Here is an 18,994-nt window from a genome sequence, read left to right on the forward strand (position 1 = left end):
AGGCGGGTCCGCTCAGAGCCCGTGATCCGGGTCCGCCGCGGGATGCGCGGCGACCACGGAGAAGGGTCGCCGAACGGGATCCGCGAGTGTCCGATTTGCCCGCACGGCGCGGAAGCGGAATCGGTGAGGGCCAGTGACCCGAGACTGGACTGGCCGTGTTACCTGCACTGATGCCGAGCGCAGTGGAGAACGCACGCCGTGACGCCCGACGCGGTAAGGGAAGAACAGAGGGTGATACAGAGCGCCGCAGCCGCGACAGAAGAACCCCCGCCCGACGTATCGGCCCGACCGCGACCGGTGTTACACCGTCTCACCAAGTGGGCACCCGATGCTCGAAAGTTGAACCGCTACGACCCCAGCGCGGACATGCCCCACACACCGGTCCACTGCTGCCCCGGAGCGAGCACCAACTGATCGATCCCGGAGTTGAACGCATCCGGCGGGCACGTCATCGGTTCGAGCGCCAGCGCCCGCCCGCGGCCCGGATACGACTTGCCGGCGTCGGGATCCGCGACGAACGCCTGCAGCCAGCCGAACTCACGGGCCGCCCACAGGACGGTTCCGGTGCCGTCCGGCGCGCGCAATTCGTGTCGCGACCTGCCGTCCGCGTCGACGTCCAGTGCACTGAACGGGGTGTCGAGAGCGACGCCTGCCAACGTGCGCGGGCTAGTGAAGTCGTATTCGGTGCCGGCAACGGGCTGCGAACCCCCACTCGGCAGCATGCGCTCGTCGAGGGGCAGCCGGGTGCCCGCGGACAGGTGCAGCGTGCACTCGTCGAGCGGGACGTCGCCGGCGCGGACATATGAGTGGAAGCCCATCCCGAACGGTGCCGGGATGGCTCCCGTGTTGGTGGCCGTGTGCGTCACGGTCAGGCCGTCCTCGTCGAGGACGTAGGCGACGGTGAGCCGCAGCGGGTACGGCCACCCCTTGTGGAGGCCGACGTCGATCGACAACTCGATGCGGTCGTCGTCGTGATTCGCGACACGCCAGTCCCGGCGCCGGACGAATCCGTGACTGGCATTGCCGAACGTGGGTTCCGTGATCTCGAGCTGATGGTCGATGCCGTCGAAGACGAACTGGCCGTCGCGGATCCGGTTGGGCCACGGCGCGAGGATCAACCCGGCCGACAACGGTGGCCGGGTTCCGAGGTCCCACGTCTCGGTGAGCGCCATCGGCCCCTCCGGACCATCCCATTCGAGTAGCCGGAGACCGGCGCCGGTGGCCGCGATACCGGCCCGGTAGCCGCCTCCCCGGATCTCGAATCCGGCCGTGGCAGGCCTGTCCGTCTTCGAAGACTGCGGTTCACCCATGCACTTCAGTGTGCCCGAGATGGGCACGAAATATGTGATGGCGCACAGGAACCTAGCGGGTGACCTTGTACCGCACCAGTGCCGGGAACGCGAGCGCGGCGATCACCACACCGACGACGACGAGGATGCCGCCGCCCGCGGCAGCCACGCTCGTCCCGACCGCCGCCGCGGCCGCGCCGTGCACGACGTCACCGATCCGCGGACCCCCGGCCACGACGACGATGAAGACACCCTGAAGTCGTCCGCGCATCTCGTCCGTGGCGACCTGCTGGAGCATGGTGCTGCGGAACGCGGCGGAGACCATGTCGACGGCGCCACCGAATGCGAGGAACGCGAGAGCGATCCACAACAGGACCGGGCTGCCGCCGGGCGACGCGACCCCCACCACCACGCCGAAGCCCACCATCGCGAGACCCCACAGCACGATGCACACGATCACGGCGAGGCCCTGCCGCCGGACCCGCGGCAGCCAACCGGAGAACACCCCGCCTGCCACCGCGCCGAAGGACATCGCCGCGAACAGCAGGCCGAGCGCCACACCGCCCGATGCCGGGTCGCCGAACGTGTCGTGCGCGATCTGCGGGAACAACGCCCGCGGCATGCCGAACACCATGGCGATGATGTCGACGACGAACGACGCGAGCAGCACCTTCTGGGTCGCGAGGTAGGCGAATCCGTCGAACACCTCGCGCAGCCCCGCCCGGCGCGACTCCCCTGTCGGCGGGATGGCAGGCAGCCGGAGCACTGCCCACAGCGTGGCCAGCAGTGCGATCGAATCGACGAGATACAGCGTCGACAGCCCGACCGTCGGAATCATCACACCGGCGAGCAGCGGTCCGGCGATGGCGCCGAACTGCATGACCGTCATGTTGAGCGAGTTGGCGGCGGCCAGCTGTTCCGCCGGAATGAGCCGCGGGATGATCGCGCTGCGGGTGGGCTGGTTGACCGCGAAGAACGCCTGTTGCAACCCCAGCAGTCCGAGTACCAGCCACACGTTGTCCAGGCCCATCGCTGCCTGCACCCAGAACAGCACGGACGTGGCACCGAGTCCGACGGTGGTGATCGTCAGCAGTTTCCGCCGGTCCATGACGTCGGCCAGCGCGCCGCCCCACAACCCGAACACGATCAGCGGTACCAGCGCGAACACACCGGTCAGACCCACGTACGCCGAGCTGCGGGTGATCTCGTAGACCTGCTGCGGCACGGCGACGACACTGAGCTGCCCGCCGATCACCGTCACGATCCCGGCCGCCCACAGGCGGCGGTAGTCCCGGTTCTGCAGCGGCGCCGTGTCGGCGAGTAGCCGTCGCTTCTTCTTCTCGGTGACGGTCTCGGTCATTCTTCCCTTAGCTCGTTTCCCGTGCTCACTATTCCCCGGCTGTCACGGCTGCAGTCGCTCCACCGTCCACGAGCCGTCGACCAGCGACGTCCGGATGCGGTTGTGCATCCGGTTGGCGCGGCCCTGCCAGAACTCCACGACCGCGGGGCGGATCAGGATTCCGCCCCAGTCCGGCCGGACCGGGATGTCGACGTCGACGGGGAAGCGCTCCGCCGCGTGCAGCAGCGCAGCGTCCAGTTCGGCTCGCGAACCGATCGGCTTCGACTGTTCGGACGCCCACGCCCCCAGTCGGGATCCGCGGGGCCTGCTGTGCCAGTACTCGTCCGTGACCTCGGCGCTCACGCGCTCGACGGGACCGCGGACGGTGATCTGCCGGGCGACGGGCACCCAGGTGAACGTGACCGACGCGTAGGGCACCGCCTCCAGCTGGCGGCCCTTGTCCGAGTCGTAGTTGGTGAAGAACAGCACACCGTCGGCACTCAGTCCCTTGCAGAGGACGGTGCGGGTGCACGGATGTCCGTGCTCGTCGACGGTTCCGAGGGTCATCGCGTTGGGTTCGGGAACCCCGGCCTCCACGGCGTCCTCGAGCCACAGGCGCATCAGGGGAAGCCAGCCGTCGCTCAGCTGGTCGGCGTCCAGATCGGAGTCGACGTACCGTCCGTCAGCGCCCTGGTGTGCGTAACCGACGCGCATCGCCGCGAGGTCCTTGTTCACCGGTTTCGGCTGTTCTGCATCTGGAGACACAGCCGAGAACGCTACTCCCGGGTATGCACTGATCAACTCTCCGGTGACACCGGCTAAAGTTTTGGGGACCGAACCCGTCCCCTCGGATTGCAGCCGCGATCGTGCGATGCCCGGGGAAGGGAAGTCGATTGCGCGGACGAAGGTGCCTGCCCATCCCGCATGCACGCCGAGCGCAATTGTCGAACGCCGAGACAGTGCCGCTCTGACCGGGGGCACTCGAACGAGGAGAGTCCACGAGCTATGTCAGCTAGCGCGGCAATACCGGACGATTTCGTCAGCGGACTGGAAGGTGTGGTCGCGTTCACCAGCGACATCGCCGAACCCGACAAGGACGGCGGCGCCCTGCGCTACCGCGGCGTCGACATCGAAGAACTCGTCTCCAAGCACGTCACCTTCGGCAACGTGTGGGCCCTGCTCGTCGACGGCCGCTTCGGCCCCGGACTGCCCCCGGCCGAACCGTTCCCCCTGCCCGTGCACACCGGCGACGTCCGCGTCGACGTCCAGGCCGGCCTGGCCATGCTCGCCCCCATCTGGGGATACCAACCCCTCCTCGACATCGACGACGACACAGCCCGCGAACAACTCGCCCGCGCCTCCGTCATGGCCCTGTCCTACGTCGCCCAATCCGCCCGCGGCATCTACCAACCCGCCGTCCCCCAGAGACGAATCGACGAAGCGAAAACCGTCACCGAACGGTTCATGGTCCGCTGGAAGGGCGACCCCGACCCCGCCCACGTCGCCGCCATCGACGCCTACTGGGTCTCCGCCGCCGAACACGGCATGAACGCCTCCACCTTCACCGCCCGCGTCATCGCCTCCACCGGCGCCGACGTCGCCGCCTCCCTCTCCGGGGCCATCGGCGCCATGTCCGGCCCCCTGCACGGCGGCGCCCCCGCCCGCGTCCTGCCGATGATCGAGGACACCGAAAAGACCGGCGACGCCCGCACCCTGGTCAAGGGCATCCTCGACCGCAAGGAAAAGCTGATGGGCTTCGGGCACCGCGTCTACCGCGCCGAAGACCCCCGCGCCCGGGTGCTCCGCGCCACCGCCCAACGCCTGAACGCCCCCCGCTACGAAGCGGCCGCCGCCCTCGAACAGGCCGCCCTCGCCGAACTGCGCGAACGCCGCCCCGACCGGGCCATCGAAACCAACGTCGAATTCTGGGCCGCGGTCATCCTCGACTTCGCCGAGGTCCCCGCGCACATGATGCCCGCGATGTTCACCTGCGGCCGCACCGCCGGCTGGTGCGCCCACATCCTCGAACAGAAACGCCTCGGCAAACTCGTCCGCCCCGCCGCCATCTACACCGGACCCGCACCCCGCACCCCCGAGTCCGTCGAGGGCTGGGACCAGATCGCCCACACCAGCTGACCGTCTCCCCCGCCAGAACCAGTAAGGAACAGAAAGTAGCGATGACCTCCACACCGATCATCCCCGCAGACCTCCTGCCCGCCGACGGTCGTTTCGGCTGCGGACCCTCCAAGGTTCGGCCCGAACAGCTGCAGTCGCTGGTCGAGGTGGGCTCCTCGGTGTTCGGCACCAGCCACCGCCAGAAGCCTGTCAAGGACGTTGTCGCCAGCGTGCGGTCCGGCCTCGCCGATCTGTTCTCCCTGCCCGAGGGCTACGAGGTGGTGCTCGGCAACGGTGGCACCACCGCGTTCTGGGACGCGGCCGCGTTCGGCCTGATCCGGGAGAAGTCGCTGCACCTCACGAACGGTGAGTTCAGCTCCAAGTTCGCGTCGGTCGCCAAGAACAACCCGTTCATCGGCGACCCGATCGTCGTCTCCGCCGACCCGGGCAGTGCGCCCGAGCCGGTCTCGGATCCGTCCGTCGACCTCATCGGCTGGGCGCACAACGAGACGTCCACCGGTGTCGCGATTCCCGTCTCGCGTCCCGCGGGCTCGGAGAATGCGCTCATCGCCATCGACGCCACGTCCGGCGCCGGCGGTCTGCCGGTGAACGTCGCCGACGCCGACGTGTACTACTTCGCCCCGCAGAAGTGCTTCGCCGCCGACGGCGGACTGTGGATCGCGCTGATGAGCCCGAAGGCGCTCGAGCGCGTCGCGGAGATCAAGGATTCGGGTCGATGGACCCCCGACTTCCTGTCGCTGCCCATCGCAGTCGACAACAGCTCCAAGGACCAGACGTACAACACCCCGGCACTGGCCACCCTGCTGCTGCTCGCCAACCAGATCGACTGGCTGAACGGCAAGGGTGGCCTCGACTGGGCCACCTCGCGTACCGCCGATTCGTCCTCGCGGCTGTACCAGTGGGCCGAGGCCAGCGAATTCGCCACCCCGTTCGTCACCGATCCCGCTCACCGCTCGCAGGTGGTCGGCACCATCGACTTCGACGACAAGATCGACGCTGCCCAGGTGGCGAAGATCCTGCGCGCCAACGGCGTCGTCGACACGGAGCCGTACCGCAAGCTGGGCCGCAACCAGCTGCGTGTCGGCATGTTCCCGGCGATCGATCCCGAGGACGTCTCGCAGCTCACGAAGAGCATCGACTGGGTCGTCTCGCAGCTCGGCTGAGTCCCGGCGCACACGTCCGTCAGCCCCCGGCACCTCGGTGCCGGGGGCTGACGGCGTTTCGAGGGTCAGTCCGTGTCGAGGAAACGGTGGAACGGCGCGAGCGCCTCGTCGCCGAGATGCGGTCCGCTGACCTCGATCTCGACGCTCGCGGACTCGAGCACGTCGGAGCAGCCCAGAGTGAACCGTGGACCGTCCGGGAGAATCCGGGAGAAGTCCGCGGACGACGCCGCGTAGACCACCCGCGTGATGCCGGCCCACACCATCGCCGCACTGCACATCGGGCACGGCTCACCACTGGCGTACATGGTGGCGCCGACGAGGTCGCCGGTTCGTCCCTCACCGCAGGCGGTGGTGATCGCGTCGAGTTCCGCGTGCTCGGTGACGTCGGCGGACGTCGCGACGGAGTTGGCGCCCTCGCTGATCACGTGACCGTCGGCCCCGACCGCCACCGCACCGAACGGTCTGTTGCCCGCGTCGCCCGTCTCGTCGGCGAGTTCGATGGCTCGCCGCAGGTGCGCAAGGTCCACGTCGCCGACATCGCTCTGACTCATCGACTCAGATCCACTTCTGTTCCGACGCCCCGTTCCCGGGCTCTGTCGATCAGTATGCGCGCCGCGGCGAGGTCCTGGAGGCCGATCCCGACGGAGTTGTACAGCGTGATGTCCCGATCGGATGTGCGGGCGACGGTGCGGCCCGCGATCACGTCGCCCAACTCCACGGCGACGTCGTCGTGCGTGATCGCGCCCTCGGCGAGCGCCAGCAGCGTCTCCCCCGATTTGGTCATCGTGGTGGCCACCGAATCGACGACCACGCGGGCACGTCGCATTCCGTCGCCGTCGATCTCCCGGTGGTCCGCGCGCGGGGGCGCGCCCACGGCGTTGACGTGCAAGCCTTCGCCGAACCAGGCGCCCCGCACGATCGGGTTCCTCGACGGCGTGAGTGTGCAGAGGACGTCGGAAGACCGCGTGACCGCCTCCGGCGAGTCCATCGGCTTGACCGAGATTCCGAGATCCTCTGTCCGGCTGCGGAATTCCTCGATCGTGGCATCCGAGCGCGACCACACCAGCACCGTGTCGACGTCCGACACCCGGGTGATCGCCCGGGCGTGTTCGACGGCGAGGGTCCCGGCGCCCACCAATCCCAGCACCCGGCTGCCTCGGCGGGCGAGATGCTTCGTGGCCACGGCGCTGGCGGCGGCGGTGCGCACGGCGGTGATCAGCCGGCCGTCGAGCAGGGCCTCGCACTCGCCGGTGTCCGCGGACGTCACGAGCACGGCCGAACGTTGCACGGGCAGACCGCGGGCGGCGTTGCCGGGAAGATCGACGAGCATCTTCACCGCGGCCGCGCCGGCGGACTGCGCCGCCGCGACCATCGGGATGAACGCCGCGGACTGCAGGGTCATTGCGGGTGGGGCGGGTGCGGACGCCGTCCCGGCGGTCAGGGCGGCGTGCGCCCGTTCCACCGCGGCGAACACCTCGGCGCGGTCGACGAGGCCGGCCACGTCGGAGTGGGAAAGAATCAGTGTCACAAGAGTTTCCTCGCTGAGAGATCGATCAGGACGTGCGCGCGAACGCGACGGTCAGGTTTGCGGGTGAGCGGCTGTTGCGGATGAATCCACTGACCGCGACGATTGCGATCACGTAGGGCAGCATGACGAGCAGGGCGAAGGGGACGCTGACACCGAGCGCGGGCAGCGCGAACTGGAGCGCCTGCGCGATCCCGAAGAACACGGACGCCCAGATCACGCCGAGCGCGCGCCACCTGCCCGCGATCACGGCCACGACGGCCAGGTACCCGATTCCGGCGGTCATGTTGTCGCTGAACGACCGCACCTCGGACAGCGCCAGCTGGGCCCCGGCCAAGCCCGCCGTCAGTCCCGCGACGAGCACGCACAGGTAGCGGACCTTCCGCACCGGCAGTCCACTCCAGTCGGCCGACTTCGCGTCCTCCCCGACCGCGTCGACGACGAGACCGGCGCGGGTCCGGCGCGACAGGGTGACGGCCAGCAGCCCGACCACCGCGTAGCAGAAGTAGCCGAGTGCCGTCTGGGAGAAGAGCGCCGGTCCGAGGATCGGGATCCGGTGCAGCAGCGGGATCTCGAGGGCGGCGAACCCCGGGGCGTTCTGCCCCTTGCCGTCCGCGAGCAGCAGCCGGGCGCCGTAGGTGGTGGCCCCGAGGGCGAGGGCGTTGCTCGCGATGCCCACCACGATCTGGTCGGCGCGCAGCGTGACGCTCAGCAGTGCCTGCAGCAGTCCGAACAGCAACCCGGCCGCCAGTCCGGCCGCGAGACCGCCCACCGCGGATCCGGTGGTGACGGCGCCGAGCACGCCGGCGAACGCGCCGGTCAGCATCATCCCCTCGAGGCTGAGGTTCAGTACGCCTGCCCGCTCGCTCACCAGTTCCCCGCTCGCGGCTACCAGGATCGGGAGTGCGAATCCGACGCCGCTGACGGCGATGTCCGAGACCGTATCGATCATTGCTTCGCTCCAGCCAGGTCGGGGACGTCGTGGGTCTTCGCGGTCGTCGCGGCCGCGGATCTCGATCTCCGGCCGGCCGCGGTCCACAGCACCGCTCCCGCGATCAGGATGATCATGAGCGATTCCACGATCGAGACGGTCGATGCCGGAACACCGGCTGCGAGTTGGAGATTGATTCCGCCGGACACGAGGAATCCGAGCAGCAGTGACACGGCGCCGACGGCGAGCATGGAACCGCGCGCCAGAAGCCCGACGACCAGCCCGGAGAACCCGTAGCCGGAGGAGAATCCTTCGACGAGCACGAACGGCGCCGTCGCGACGAGGATCCCACCGGCGAGCCCGGAGAACGCGCCGGCACAGGACAGGCTGAGAAACCGCAGCCGTCCGACCGGCAGTCCCAGCCGCGCCGACGCGTCCGGATTCAGCCCGACGGAGCGCAGTCGCACACCGATCGCCGTCCGGCGCAGAAGGACCCCGACGATCAGCACCGCGACCACCGCGATCCACAGCGCGATCGTCCCCGGCGAGCGCTCGATCCCCAGCAGCGGCAGGTGCGCGGACTCGATCAGCGGCGAGGACTGCGGCAGTGTCTCCGAGGACGTGACGGGCTGGCGAAGGAGGCTGGGCTCGTGCACCATCAGCAGCACCAGCGCGAGGCCGACGAAGTTCAGCAGCAGCGTCGTGATGATCTCGCTCGTGCCCCGGCGGACCCGCAGGTACGCGGCGATCGCGGCCCACGCCCACCCGGCACCGGCCGCGGCGAGGAGAACCGCGGTGACGGCAATCGGGGCGGGGGTGCCCTCCCCCAGAGTGGTGCCGACCGCGGTCGCGGCGATGCCCCCGACGCACAGCTGGCCCTCGCCACCGACGTTCACCAGTCCGGCCCGGTGTGCGACGGTGAATCCGGCCGCGACGAGAGCCAGCACCGCAGCAGTGTTGAGCGAGACTCCGATCGCGTAGCTGCTGCCGAACATCCCTTCGGATAGCGCCTCGGCAGTCTCGGTCACGGTGGCGCCCGCGGCCGCGGCGAGGAGCACTCCGGCGAGTCCCGCGACCGCGATCGCGGCGATCGCCACCGGAAGTGGGTGATGTGCCCAGGTTCGAAGTCGAGTCATGCCGCCGTTCCCGTCATCAGTTCACCGAGGTGCTGCCGCGCAGTGCCCGCCGACGCGTCGACGGGCCCGAGCAGGGCGCCGCGGTAGCTGACGAAGATGCGGTCGCAGAGCGCGAGCAGTTCGGGGATCTCGCTGGACACGACCAGGACAGCGTTCCCCGAGGACGCGCAGCTGCGGAGTTGGTTCAGGACGAACTCGACCGCCCCGATGTCGAGTCCGCGGGTGGGCTGCGCCGCGACCAGACACTGCAGATTCTCCGTCGACAGTTCGCGGGCCAAGACGACTTTCTGCTGATTGCCGCCCGACAGCGAACCCATGGATGTTCCCGGTCCGGGTGTCCGCACCGAGAACTGCTCGATCAGGTCCCGGGCCGCGGCGTCCATCCGGCGGCGATCGAGCAGGCCCATCCTGCGGAAGTGGTGCAGGCGGCCGAGGAAGAGGTTCTCCGACAGGGACAGTTCTGCCACCATCGCCTCCCGGTGCCGGTCCTCCGGCACCACCCCGAGACCGAGGCGGGTGCGTTCGGCCGGAGACGCCGACGTGATGTCGGCGTCGCCGAGCGTGACCGTGCCGGACTCGGGTGTGGTGGCCCCGGACAGAACGGCGACCAGTTCGCTCTGCCCGTTCCCCTCGACTCCTGCGATCCCGACGATCTCACCGGCCCGCACCTCGAATCCCACGCCGGACAGGGCGACGCTGCCGTCCGCCCGGGTGGCTCGCACATCGCGGAGCCCGAGAACGACCCGGCCGGTCGCCCGCCGGTCGGGCATCGCGCCGCCGTCGCTCTCCGTGCCGACGCCCGCGGCGAGCACCGGGCTCAGTTCGGATACCGGCCTGCCGACCATGGCCGTCGTCAGCTGGGGGATCGTCAGCTCCGACATGCGGCCCCCACCTGCCACTTCACCTCCCCGCAGCACGGTGGCGGCGTCCGCGACGCGGGCCACCTCCCCGAGTTTGTGGGTGACGAGGACGACTGCCTTGCCCGCCGCCGCGACGGCCTGGCACGTCTCGATCAGGGCGTCGATCTCGTCGGGGTCGAGTACCCCGGTCGGCTCGTCCAGCAGGATCAGTGAGGGGTCGGTGAGCAGGGCCTTCACGATCTCCACCTTCTGCCGCGCACCGATCGGCATGGCCGAGACCAGCGCGTCCGGGTCGATCCGCAGGTGATAGTCGTCGGCGAGCCGATCGAGGCGGGTCCGCAGTTCCGCGCGGCGCAATCGCAGCCCCCGTCCGGTGAGCAGCAGGTTCTCGGCGACGCTCATCGTGCCGATGAGACTGAAGTGCTGGTGCACCATGGCCACGCCGTCCGCCATCGCGGCAGCGGGCGAACCGGGCGCGTATCGGCGACCGGAGAGGGTCATCGTTCCGGTGTCCGGTCGCAGACCGCCGTAGACCACGTTGCAGAGCGTCGACTTCCCGGCCCCGTTCTCCCCGAGAATGCAGTGCACCGTTCCGGGTAGCACCGACAGGTCGACACCGTGGAGGGCCCGGACGTCGCCGAAGCTCTTCCCGATTCCCGTGAGGTGCAGTGCTGGTGTGCTCATGTCAGCCCGCTCGGTAGGGCTCGACGGCACCGGTGGCCAGGGCGGTCTTCGCCTTGGCGAGTGCGTCCGCGACGGCGGGGTCGGCGCTGCAGAGCCGGAAGTCGGTGCCGTCGTTCGGGGAGGTGAGGCCGAACGCCACGTTCTCGGCCTTCCACGTTCCGTCCAGGGTGGACTGGACGGCGTACTCCACTTCCTTGCCGATGTCGGTGTCCACGTAGCCGACGTAGGCGGGGTTCGAGCAGTCGCCGGGGATCGGGCCACCCACCATCAGCGCGCCCGACTGCGCGGCGGCCTGTTCCAGCCCGGACTTGCCGAGGTTCACGATCTGCCCCACGGCGCCCGCGCCTGCGCCGTAGTTGGCGAGCGCGGCCTGCTTCGCCTTGGCCGGGTCGTTGAAGTCGCCCACGTACTGCGGGGTGAGCACCTGGGTGCCGGGCCGCGCGAACTCGGCGCCATTGCCGAAGGCCTTCGCGGCGTTCACGATGGCGGGCAGTTCGACACCGCCGACGAACGACACGGACGGGGTCTTCGACGCCGTCGCCGCGACCGCTCCGCTGAGGAACTCGGCCTCCGCCTGCTGCGGGTCGTAGTAGGCGAGGTTCGGCAGCGGGGACGCGTCGGCGGGTCCGCCGATCTCGACGAACTTCACGTCGGGGAACTGGGGTGCCACCTTGCGGACGTCGGCGTCCGTCTGACCGCCGAGCGAGACGACGAGGTCGTTCGCGGTCGCGAACCGCACCAGGGCCTGCTGGTAGTCGGCGGCGGCGACCTGCTCGACGTAGCTCAGTTCCACCCGGTCGCCGAGGGTTTCCTCGAGTCGCTGGTAGCCGAGGTACCCCGATTCCATGAAGCCCGTGTCGGAGACGGATCCGGGGAAGAACACTCCGACGCGGAGGGTGTCGCCGGAGGCGGTGCCTGCGTCCGACGACGAACACGCCGTCAGGGTCGCCGCAAGAGTCGCGGCCGCGCACAGCGCGGGGACGAGGGTTCGGGCTCGGGCGGAGAGGGTGGTGTTCACGCGCTGGACTCCTTGACTCAGGAACCGCCACAGTTAGCGGTATACCGTTATTTGAATCTTGGAGGCGCGTCATTTCCGCCGTGTTACACAGACGTAAGGACCCGCATCCACTCGAGGGCGGCGCTTGGGTGCGCTCTACGGTGGCTGACGTGGCCACGACGACAGGAGACCGGGTGAACGGTGCAGCCGACGCGTCGGCGCCGAAGTCGCTGCGCGAGACCGCGTACGAAGAGCTGCGCCGCCGCATCGTGAACCTGCAGCTCGCGCCGGGCCAGCGCCTGATCGAGCGCGACCTCGCCGCGGAGCTGCAGGTGTCCCGCATCCCGCTGCGTGAGGCCCTGCAGCAGCTTCAGACCGACGGACTCGTCGTGATCGTCCCGCGCCGCGGAGCGATCGTCGCCCCGTTCGGCGTCGACGAGGTCCGCGACCTCTTCGACGTCCGCGAAAGCCTCGAGGTGCTCGCGGCCCGGCTCGCCGCGCAGCGAGCGGACGACTCCCACCTGACGGCACTGCGCGACGAACTCGCCGCGGCACGCTCGGCCACCGCCCGCGACGACAAGCCCGCCATCGCCGCCGCGAACGCCGCATTCCACGCCGTCATCGTGGAGATGTCCGGCAGTCCCCTGCTGCAGTCGATGCTGCAACCCCTCGCGACGCGCGTGCAGTGGTTGTTCCACCTCACCAAGGAACGCGATCCCGGACAGCAATGCGACGAGCACGCCGAGTTGTACGACGCCATCGCGGCGGGCGACGCGGACCGCGCCGCGGAGATCGCGTTCCGGCACGTCGCCTCGGGCCGAGAACCCAGTCTCGAGCTGGCCGAACACTGGTCTGCACCCGCGATCGACCCGGTCGAGGCCACCCGCACGCGGCAGCGCACACCCCGCACGAAGGACCGATCACGAAACGAGGAAGCGTAGCGCGGCCGCGACGCCGGGACGGGATTTACCCGCGCGTGTCCTGCCGCGCGGGCTGTCACGAATGAATTACAGTTGCCCAGGTGCAAAGTCGCGAGCCGGCGCGATAAGGAGGTCAACGTGCGAGAGCTTCGAGTGATCGGTCTCGAGCCCGATGGATCGCACGTCGTGTGCGCAGATGCCAGTACCGGCGAAAAATTCCGGCTTCCCGCCGATGACAAACTCCGCGCCGCATCCCGCGGGGACATCGCTCGACTCGGCCAGATTGAGATCGAAATGGACAGTCAGCTCAGGCCCCGCGAAATCCAGGCCCGCATCCGCGCCGGCGCCTCCGTCGAACAGGTCGCCGACGAGGCCGGTATCCCCCTGGCGAAGGTGGAGCGTTTCGCCTATCCGGTTCTGCTCGAGCGTTCCCGTGCGGCCGAGATGGCGCAGGGCGGACACCCGGTCCGCGACAACGGCCCCGCCGTTCCCACGCTCGCCGAGATCGTCACGCAGGCGTTCCGCGCCCGCGGGCACAACATCGACGACGCCACGTGGGACGCGTGGCGCGACGAGGACAATCACTGGGTCGCCCAACTGCAGTGGCAGGCCGGGCGGACCACCAACGCGGCGCACTGGCGGTACCAGCCGGACGCGCACGGTGGCACCATCGTCGCGCTCGACGACACCGCGTTCGACCTGATCGATCCCGACTTCGGCCGTCCGCTCCGCGGATTGGCGCCGGTGGCGTCCGACGAGCCGGAGCAACTCGAACTCGCCGAGTTCCCCACCGAGGTGGAGGTGCCGACGATCGAGCCCGAGGAGATCATCGAGGCCGACGTCACCGAGGAGCCCGAGGACGAGCCCGCCCCGTCCGAAGAACCCGCGGCGCCCAAGATCGCCCCGCACCAGACGAACAACAAGGACAAGCGCGGCAAACCCGCCCTCCCGTCCTGGGACGACGTCCTGCTCGGTGTCCGCAGCAGCGGACGCTGACCGTCTGACCGATGAGCAGGCCGGGGACACGGTCGGGGTCGTACTCTTTCAGGAAGACACCGGAAGAGAGGGATGACCGTGGGGGCCAAGGTATCAACGATCTGGTACGTCGACGTCCCCGACCCTGCCGCTGTCCTGCGCGGCCACCCGGAACCTGACCTCGACGCGGCGCAGCAGCTCGCCTCCCGGCTCTATCCCGATCTGACGGCCACCCCCACCGGCCCCGTTCCGCTGGCCGAGGCCGCGCGCCTCGATGCCGCCGGGACCGTGCACATCGGTTCCTACCCCGGCGTCACCGTCGTGTGCGGGCCCGACCTGGCCGTTCCCCGACCGTCCGGCCTGCCCGAAACACGCGTCCGGCCCACCGAATTCGCGAAGACGTACTACGTGGCGTCCAAGCCCGACATCGCGTGGGGCTCGTTCGCGATGTGGGAGGACGGGCACCTGACGCGGTCGTTCAGCGCGACGCCGGTCCACATCCACGAGGACCTCGGCATCCCGCTGGTGTGGGAGTTGCCGTTCTGGGCGGGCGACTTTCCGCTGAAACATCCGGCGGGTGTCCTGCCCGACCCGCAGTCGCTGCCGTTCCACCCGCAGCAGTTCGCCGAGGGCGCCAACCGGGAATGGCTGGGCTTCCGGTACACGGGCGCCCCCGAGGGCACCGAGATCGACCCGAAGACACTCACGGTGCACGGTTTCACCGTTCACCCACCCGGCGAGGGTCCGGCGGCCGAGCCTCCCGTCGAGGCGGAACAGCCCGCCCCTGCCCCTGCCCCCGGCCCGGTGCCCGCGCCCGCTCCGCCGCCGCCCGCTCGCAAAGGCGGACTCCTCCGCCGCTACTTCGGCTTCTGACGACTCCGGCCTGAATCAGGCGGCGCCGACGAGCAGCGCAGTCCAGCCGGCGACAACTCCCGCCGCGGCCCCGTACACCAGCCACCGCCAGACCGGCGTCCGGCGTAGTCGCCACACCGACGGCGCGACCCCGGCCACCACGACGAGTTCGAGGAACACCGCCAGGGCGGGGTTGATCCGGGCGAGCTGCGAGCCGAACGCGATGATCGCGACCGCCACCACCGCCGCGGCGAACCCCGCCACGAGAAGTCCGGTGAACCATGGTGTTCCCGTCGGCGGCGGATACGGGGAATGAGGATGCAGCATTCTCACCGGCCCGTGCGGACGCGCTCGTAGAACGCCATCGCCGCCGCCGTCGCGACATTGAGCGAGTCCGTTCCGGGTGCCATCGGGATGCGGGCGCGAATGTCCGTGGCCCGCATGGCGTGTTCGGTGAGGCCGGGACCTTCCGCGCCCAGCAGCAACGCCACCTTCTCCCCCGTCATCGCCTCGGCCAGCGTCACCGCCTCGGGGTTCGGGGTCAGCGAGATCAGCTGGAAACCGCGCTCCCGCAACGCGTCCAGATCGTGTGGCCACTTCGTCACGTGCGCGAACGGAACGCGGAGAACGTGCCCCATCGACACCCGGACCGCCCGGCGGTACAGCGGGTCGGCGCAGCCCTTGCCGAACACCACGGCGTCGACGCCGAGGCCCGCCGCGTTGCGGAACATCGAGCCCAGGTTCTCGTGATCGTTGACGCCCTCGAGCACCGCGACCGTCCGGGCGTGCTCGAGCACGTCCGACAGTTCGAGCGGCGCGGGACGCCGCGCCGCCGCGAGCACACCCCGGTTGAGGTGGAACCCGACGACCTCGGCCATGACGTCCGCCGTCGTCCGGTAGAACGGCACGTCCACGCCCGCGAGGTCGTCCGTGAGTTCCTCCAGCCGCCGGTCGACGCCGAGCAGCGCGATCGGGTCGAACCGGGACGTGAGCAGGCGCTGCGCCACCAGCACTCCCTCCGCGATCACCAGGCCCTTGCCCTCGGGGAGGTCGGGACGGCGGTCCGAGGAATTGAGATCGCGGAAGTCGTCCAGCCTGGTGTCGGCCGGATCTGTTATGTCGATGACGTGAACCACTGGTCCATCGTGCCGTATGCGCGGCGTCACAGCGTTGACTCCCCTCCGCCGAGCGCGAAAGCTCGAAGGAATGAAGCAACTGCACGGACGCACGGCTCTGGTGACCGGTGCCTCCGGCGGTCTCGGCCGCGTCGTCGCCCGGGCCCTCGCGCGGGAGGGTGTCGCCGTCGCGGTGTCCGGCCGGCGTGAGGACCGACTCGCGGAACTCGTCGGTGAACTGCGTGCGCTCGGTGTGCGCGCCGAGGCCGTGCCCGCGGACCTGAACCGCCTCGATCAACTCGATTCGCTGATCGAACGCGCCGAGGCGGCGGTCGGTCCCCTCGACCTGCTGGTGAACAACGCCGGCGTGGAGAACGTCTCGGCCTTCACCCGACTCGACCCCGCCGAGCTCACCGCCATGGTCGACGTGAATCTCACCGCGCCACTGCTTCTCACGCGCCGGGTGGTGCCCGGGATGCTGGGCCGCGGCCGCGGTCACGTGGTGTTCATCTCGTCGCTGGCGGCGAAGATCGGTCCGGCGTACTGCGCGCCGTACGCCGCGACGAAGGCGGGGCTGATCGGTCTCACCCAGTCGCTGCGCGCGGAGTACGCGAGCTCGCCCGTCGGTTTCTCCGTCGTGTGCCCCGGGTTCATCGCGGGCGACGGCATGTACCAGCGGATGACGGAACGCGGAATCAGGGCCGGCCGGATCACGGGCGAGACCAGCACCGACAAGGTCGCGGCCGCCGTGATCCGGGGGATCCGGCGTGACCGGCCCGAAATCGTGGAGAGTGGAGCGCCGATCCGCCCGCTGCTCGCGCTGGCGCAGATCGCGCCGGGACTCGTCGAACGGGCGGCCGCGAGGTTCGGCGCCACCGCGATGTTCCGGCGGTTGAGCGAGGACCGCGGCAGGGTGGAGCCGGGCGGTTGACCCGAGTCGCGTACCCGGGCGCGGGCACTCACCTAGGCTCGCGGGCGTGAGTGATTCCACGCCGACGGTCGGTTCGCCTGCGGAGCTGGCGCGGGCGCTCGACGCCACCGGCTACCTCGCCGACGACGGCGTCGCGATGGCCGCGTTTCTCGCCATACGTACGGGACGTCCGCTGTTCTGCGAGGGCGAACCCGGCACCGGCAAGACGTCGCTCGCGGCCGCGTTGTCGGAGGCGTTCGGTCTGCCGCTGATCCGCCTGCAATGCCACGAGGGCATCGACGCCGCGCAGGCGCTCTACGACTGGGACTTCCCGCGGCAGTTGCTGCACCTGCGGACGCTGGAGGCGGCGAGCGACGGACTGCTCGAGGCCGACACGGTCGAACGCTCGCTGTACACCGAGCGGTTCCTGCTGGCGCGCCCCTTGCTGCGGGCCCTCACCGAAGCCCCGTGTGTGCTGCTCGTCGACGAGATCGACCGCGCCGACGACGAGTTCGAGGCGTTCCTGCTGCAGGTGCTCGACGAGAATGCCGTCACCATCCCCGAACTCGGCGAGGTGCGGGCGGCGACACCGCCGCTGGTGGTGCTCACCTCCAACCGCACCCGCGAGGTGCACGACGCCCTCAAACGCCGCTGCCTCTACCACTGGCTCGAACACCCCGATCTGGCGCGGGAGGTCGCGATCCTGCGCCGTCGCATTCCCGGAATCGGGGCCGAACTCGCCGACCAGGTCGCCCGGGCCGTCCGCTCCCTGCGCGAGATGGAACTGCTCAAGCCGCCGGGGGTGGCGGAGTCTCTTGACTGGGCCCGCGCACTGCGGGAACTCGATCGGGACGTACTGGACGCGGAGACCGCCGCCGCGACGCTCGGCGCGGTCCTCAAGTACCGCGAGGACCTCGAACGGGTGGCCCGTGCCGGACTGGACCGGCTCCTGGCGGGGTGAGAACCATGTCCACGACCCCGGGCATCGGCGACCCGCTCGTGGGCATCGCCGGGTTCGCGCATGTCCTCGCGGCGGCGGGGCTGTCGGTCGCGTCGGATGCCGTCGCCGCGTTCACGCGGGCCCTGCGCCAGGTGGATGTGGGCGATCCGGGTCAGGTGTACTGGGCGGGTCGCGCGACGCTGTGCCGCGGTCCCGACGACATCCCGCGGTACGACTCGGCGTTCGCGGGCTGGTTCGGCGGTACCGTCCCGGCGCGCACGCCGCGGTCGGGGGAACAGCCTCGCCGCACCAGGACCGCGGCTCTGACCACGACGGACGGCGGCGAGACCAGTGGCGACGCGCCGCACCTGCGGGTCGCCGCGGACGACACCGAGGTGTTGCGCCACCGGGACATCGCCGGCCTCACCGCGGCCGAGCGCGCGCACCTCGCCGAGCTGATCGCCTCCCTGCGCCCGCGGCCCCCGACCCGCCCGGCTATCCGGATGCGTCCGGCCCGACGGGGCACCGTGGACCCGCGGCGCACGGTGCGGGGCATGCTCGCGGCGGGCGGCGAACCGGTGCGGCCGAGCCACCACCGCAAGGCCACCCGGCCACGACGGATGGTGCTGCTGATCGACGTCTCCGGGTCGATGAGCCCGTACGCCGATGCGCTGCTGCGCTTCGCGCACGTCGTCGCCCGCGGCAACCCCGCAGGCACCGAGGTGTTCTCCCTGGGTACTCGGCTGACGCGGCTCTCGCGGGCGCTGCGGGTCCGCGACCCGGAAGTGGCGCTCGCCGCCGCGGGCCGGGCCGTGCCCGACTGGGCGGGCGGCACCCGTCTCGGGGAGACGCTGCGCGCGTTCCTGGACCGCTGGGGCAGGCGCGGTGTGGCGCGCGGGGCCGTCGTGGTGATCTTCTCCGACGGCTGGGAGCGCGGTGACCCGGCCCTGCTCGCCGAGCAGATGGCTCAGCTGCGCAGGCTCGCCCGCACCGTGCTGTGGGTGAATCCGCACGCCGGCGCGGACGGTTACGAGCCGGTGCAGTCCGGGATCGCGGCCGCGCTGCCGTACGTCGATCGTCTCCTCGCCGGCCACAGTCTCGCGACACTGCAGGAACTGCTCGAGGTCGCGCGCCGAACGTGACCGATCCGGAACCGGTTCCACGATTTCGGGTGTTGTTCGCGCTCCGTCGGCGCAGAGTAGGACGTATCACCTGAGGCTCC

19 protein-coding genes are annotated in these 18,994 nt (G+C 70.2%); 8 read left to right on the forward strand and 11 right to left on the reverse strand.

The genetic code is table 11. The annotated features are described in order from the left end of the window. Positions 1–347: 347 nt before the first annotated feature. Genes WKC72_RS35540 through pdxH form a run of 3 tightly spaced genes read right to left on the reverse strand, consistent with a single transcriptional unit; the run spans position 348 to position 3,363 of the window. Positions 348–1,310, reverse strand: coding sequence for an aldose 1-epimerase family protein (locus tag WKC72_RS35540; RefSeq protein WP_128639851.1), 963 nt, complete (start codon positions 1,308–1,310; stop codon positions 348–350). Positions 1,311–1,362: 52 nt separating this feature from the next. Then, entirely contained in the window at positions 1,363–2,649 is a 1,287-nt protein-coding gene (locus WKC72_RS35545) for an MFS transporter (RefSeq protein ID WP_128639852.1), read from the reverse strand. A gap of 42 nt (positions 2,650–2,691) precedes the next feature. Further along, a complete protein-coding gene (gene pdxH, locus WKC72_RS35550) occupies positions 2,692–3,363 on the reverse strand; it encodes a pyridoxamine 5'-phosphate oxidase (RefSeq protein WP_037234511.1) in 672 nt (223 codons plus the stop codon). Positions 3,364–3,633: 270 nt separating this feature from the next. Here pdxH and WKC72_RS35555 point away from each other — a divergent pair, with 270 nt between their 5' ends. Further along, complete coding sequence (locus WKC72_RS35555; protein ID WP_268791523.1) at positions 3,634–4,764, forward strand: citrate synthase 2; 1,131 nt, start codon at positions 3,634–3,636, stop codon at positions 4,762–4,764. Between the two features lie 41 nt (positions 4,765–4,805). Further along, positions 4,806–5,927: a phosphoserine transaminase gene (gene serC, locus WKC72_RS35560; protein WP_128639853.1), complete on the forward strand. Its 1,122-nt coding sequence runs from the start codon at positions 4,806–4,808 to the stop codon at positions 5,925–5,927. Between the two features lie 65 nt (positions 5,928–5,992). Here serC and WKC72_RS35565 read toward each other — a convergent pair whose 3' ends face one another. Genes WKC72_RS35565 through WKC72_RS35590 form a run of 6 tightly spaced genes read right to left on the reverse strand, consistent with a single transcriptional unit; the run spans position 5,993 to position 12,081 of the window. Continuing rightward, positions 5,993–6,478 carry a nucleoside deaminase gene (locus WKC72_RS35565; protein WP_005244099.1) on the reverse strand — a complete coding sequence of 162 codons (486 nt, stop codon included), beginning with the start codon at positions 6,476–6,478 and terminating at the stop codon, positions 5,993–5,995. Then, entirely contained in the window at positions 6,475–7,455 is a 981-nt protein-coding gene (locus WKC72_RS35570) for an ornithine cyclodeaminase family protein (RefSeq protein WP_370181128.1), read from the reverse strand. The genes WKC72_RS35565 and WKC72_RS35570 overlap by 4 nt, the downstream gene beginning before the upstream one ends. A 25-nt stretch (positions 7,456–7,480) precedes the next feature. Then, the gene (locus tag WKC72_RS35575; RefSeq protein WP_370181129.1) at positions 7,481–8,404 is read right to left on the reverse strand and encodes an ABC transporter permease; all 924 of its coding nucleotides are present in this window, start codon (positions 8,402–8,404) and stop codon (positions 7,481–7,483) included. After that, positions 8,401–9,519: an ABC transporter permease gene (locus WKC72_RS35580; protein WP_128639855.1), complete on the reverse strand. Its 1,119-nt coding sequence runs from the start codon at positions 9,517–9,519 to the stop codon at positions 8,401–8,403. The genes WKC72_RS35575 and WKC72_RS35580 overlap by 4 nt, the downstream gene beginning before the upstream one ends. Further along, the gene (locus tag WKC72_RS35585) at positions 9,516–11,063 is read right to left on the reverse strand and encodes an ABC transporter ATP-binding protein (RefSeq protein WP_128639856.1); all 1,548 of its coding nucleotides are present in this window, start codon (positions 11,061–11,063) and stop codon (positions 9,516–9,518) included. Before WKC72_RS35585 ends, WKC72_RS35580 begins: the two co-directional genes overlap by 4 nt. A 1-nt stretch (position 11,064) precedes the next feature. Further along, entirely contained in the window at positions 11,065–12,081 is a 1,017-nt protein-coding gene (locus WKC72_RS35590) for a BMP family protein (protein WP_370181130.1), read from the reverse strand. 173 nt (positions 12,082–12,254) lie between these two features. On the opposite strand from WKC72_RS35590, the gene WKC72_RS35595 reads away from it, so the two are divergent. The 3 genes from WKC72_RS35595 (at position 12,255) to WKC72_RS35605 (ending at position 14,828) form a co-directional block, all read left to right on the forward strand. Further along, a complete protein-coding gene (locus WKC72_RS35595) occupies positions 12,255–13,001 on the forward strand; it encodes a GntR family transcriptional regulator (RefSeq protein ID WP_037234529.1) in 747 nt (248 codons plus the stop codon). 117 nt (positions 13,002–13,118) lie between these two features. Continuing rightward, positions 13,119–13,976 (forward strand): septation protein SepH, encoded by an 858-nt coding sequence (gene sepH, locus WKC72_RS35600; protein WP_009478031.1) that lies wholly within the window; start codon positions 13,119–13,121, stop codon positions 13,974–13,976. Between the two features lie 72 nt (positions 13,977–14,048). Next, a complete protein-coding gene (locus WKC72_RS35605; RefSeq protein WP_128639857.1) occupies positions 14,049–14,828 on the forward strand; it encodes a hypothetical protein in 780 nt (259 codons plus the stop codon). A gap of 15 nt (positions 14,829–14,843) precedes the next feature. Here the strand turns inward: WKC72_RS35605 and WKC72_RS35610 are convergent, their stop codons facing one another. Beyond that, positions 14,844–15,134 (reverse strand): DUF2537 domain-containing protein, encoded by a 291-nt coding sequence (locus WKC72_RS35610; RefSeq protein WP_037234531.1) that lies wholly within the window; start codon positions 15,132–15,134, stop codon positions 14,844–14,846. 2 nt (positions 15,135–15,136) lie between these two features. Then, positions 15,137–15,943: an RNA methyltransferase gene (locus WKC72_RS35615; protein ID WP_025431907.1), complete on the reverse strand. Its 807-nt coding sequence runs from the start codon at positions 15,941–15,943 to the stop codon at positions 15,137–15,139. Positions 15,944–16,013: 70 nt separating this feature from the next. On the opposite strand from WKC72_RS35615, the gene WKC72_RS35620 reads away from it, so the two are divergent. Genes WKC72_RS35620 through WKC72_RS35630 form a run of 3 tightly spaced genes read left to right on the forward strand, consistent with a single transcriptional unit; the run spans position 16,014 to position 18,914 of the window. Continuing rightward, on the forward strand, positions 16,014–16,853 hold the full coding sequence (locus WKC72_RS35620) for an SDR family NAD(P)-dependent oxidoreductase (RefSeq protein ID WP_370181131.1): 840 nt from the start codon (positions 16,014–16,016) through the stop codon (positions 16,851–16,853). Between the two features lie 46 nt (positions 16,854–16,899). Then, the gene (locus WKC72_RS35625) at positions 16,900–17,793 is read left to right on the forward strand and encodes an AAA family ATPase (protein WP_370181132.1); all 894 of its coding nucleotides are present in this window, start codon (positions 16,900–16,902) and stop codon (positions 17,791–17,793) included. Positions 17,794–17,798: 5 nt separating this feature from the next. Further along, positions 17,799–18,914 carry a VWA domain-containing protein gene (locus tag WKC72_RS35630; protein ID WP_370181133.1) on the forward strand — a complete coding sequence of 372 codons (1,116 nt, stop codon included), beginning with the start codon at positions 17,799–17,801 and terminating at the stop codon, positions 18,912–18,914. The last annotated feature ends 80 nt before the right edge of the window (positions 18,915–18,994 follow it).

It is taken from the genome of Rhodococcus wratislaviensis, assembly GCF_041228765.1.
GTDB classification, from domain to species: Bacteria; Actinomycetota; Actinomycetes; order Mycobacteriales; family Mycobacteriaceae; genus Rhodococcus_F; species Rhodococcus_F wratislaviensis.

Coding starts and splice junctions, on each gene's coding strand:
- WKC72_RS35620 (WP_370181131.1), top strand. CDS start 16,014: ATGAAGCAACTGCACGGACGCACGGCTCTGGTGACCGGTGCCTCCGGC.
- WKC72_RS35555 (WP_268791523.1), top strand. CDS start 3,634: ATGTCAGCTAGCGCGGCAATACCGGACGATTTCGTCAGCGGACTGGAA.
- serC (WP_128639853.1), top strand. CDS start 4,806: ATGACCTCCACACCGATCATCCCCGCAGACCTCCTGCCCGCCGACGGT.
- WKC72_RS35580 (WP_128639855.1), bottom strand. CDS start 9,519: ATGACTCGACTTCGAACCTGGGCACATCACCCACTTCCGGTGGCGATC.
- WKC72_RS35610 (WP_037234531.1), bottom strand. CDS start 15,134: ATGCTGCATCCTCATTCCCCGTATCCGCCGCCGACGGGAACACCATGG.
- WKC72_RS35575 (WP_370181129.1), bottom strand. CDS start 8,404: ATGATCGATACGGTCTCGGACATCGCCGTCAGCGGCGTCGGATTCGCA.
- WKC72_RS35545 (WP_128639852.1), bottom strand. CDS start 2,649: ATGACCGAGACCGTCACCGAGAAGAAGAAGCGACGGCTACTCGCCGAC.
- WKC72_RS35605 (WP_128639857.1), top strand. CDS start 14,049: ATGACCGTGGGGGCCAAGGTATCAACGATCTGGTACGTCGACGTCCCC.
- WKC72_RS35630 (WP_370181133.1), top strand. CDS start 17,799: ATGTCCACGACCCCGGGCATCGGCGACCCGCTCGTGGGCATCGCCGGG.
- WKC72_RS35585 (WP_128639856.1), bottom strand. CDS start 11,063: ATGAGCACACCAGCACTGCACCTCACGGGAATCGGGAAGAGCTTCGGC.
- WKC72_RS35540 (WP_128639851.1), bottom strand. CDS start 1,310: ATGGGTGAACCGCAGTCTTCGAAGACGGACAGGCCTGCCACGGCCGGA.
- WKC72_RS35565 (WP_005244099.1), bottom strand. CDS start 6,478: ATGAGTCAGAGCGATGTCGGCGACGTGGACCTTGCGCACCTGCGGCGA.